This window comes from Brachyspira sp. SAP_772 (assembly GCF_009755885.1).
Classification (GTDB): domain Bacteria; phylum Spirochaetota; class Brachyspiria; order Brachyspirales; family Brachyspiraceae; genus Brachyspira.
Genome location: NZ_VYIX01000103.1, coordinates 1 through 802, shown reverse-complemented (window position 1 = coordinate 802; position 802 = coordinate 1). Strand labels below are relative to the sequence as shown.

Genomic DNA, 802 nt, shown 5'->3' with positions numbered 1-802 from the left:
ATAAAAGAATAAGAATAGAATACAGAGTACCTGCTGCTTTAGGGGATACTATAGTTGTAAAGAAGGCTGTAATTGATGATAAGGTTTTACTTAAGTTTGATAGTGAAGATAATAAAACTTATGCTATATTAGAGTTTTCTTATAGTTTATAAATAATTTTACGTTGTTTATTATAAATTGATTTTAATATTAGAAAATATATATAAAAGGAAATAAAATTATGAAAATTGCTATAGGCTGCGATCATTCAGCTGTTGAATTAAAAAAAGAGATAATAAAATATTTAGAGGAATTAGGACATACTGTTATTGATTATGGTACGCATACTACAGAAAGTGTAGACTATCCAATATATGGAAAAAAGGTTGCTGATGCTATTGTAAGTAAAGAGTGCGAATGCGGAGTTTTGATATGCGGAACTGGTATAGGTATTTCACTTGCTGCTAATAAAGTAAAAGGCATAAGAGCKGCAGTTTGCAGTGAACCTTATTCTGCTAAGCTTTCTAAACAGCATAAYAATTCTAACATCATAGCTTTCGGTGCTAGAGTGGTAGGRGTTGATTTAGCTAAGATGATAGTAAAAGAATGGCTTGATGCTGAATATGAAGGTGGAAGGCATGCTAGGAGAGTTGACTTGCTTACTAAAATAGAGAACGGTGAGGAAATCTAATTTAAACTATAATGAATATAAATACAAAAGGGCTTTGAGGTTTTAATTGACTTAAAGCTCTTTTTTATAAAGTTTTTTATATATCAAGATTATAATAATTTAATATAATATTTAAGTATATATAATAAGAAA

At 28.7% G+C, this 802-nt stretch carries 1 protein-coding gene and 1 pseudogene; both read left to right on the top strand.

Annotated features, from left to right (window positions below):
- A pseudogene (locus tag GQX97_RS15125) lies at positions 1-152 on the top strand (acyl-ACP thioesterase); the annotation flags it as partial.
- A 68-nt stretch (positions 153-220) separates the two neighbouring features.
- Positions 221-670 (top strand): ribose 5-phosphate isomerase B, encoded by a 450-nt coding sequence (rpiB, locus tag GQX97_RS12845; protein ID WP_157148219.1) that lies wholly within the window; start codon positions 221-223, stop codon positions 668-670.
- Positions 671-802 lie beyond the last annotated feature (132 nt).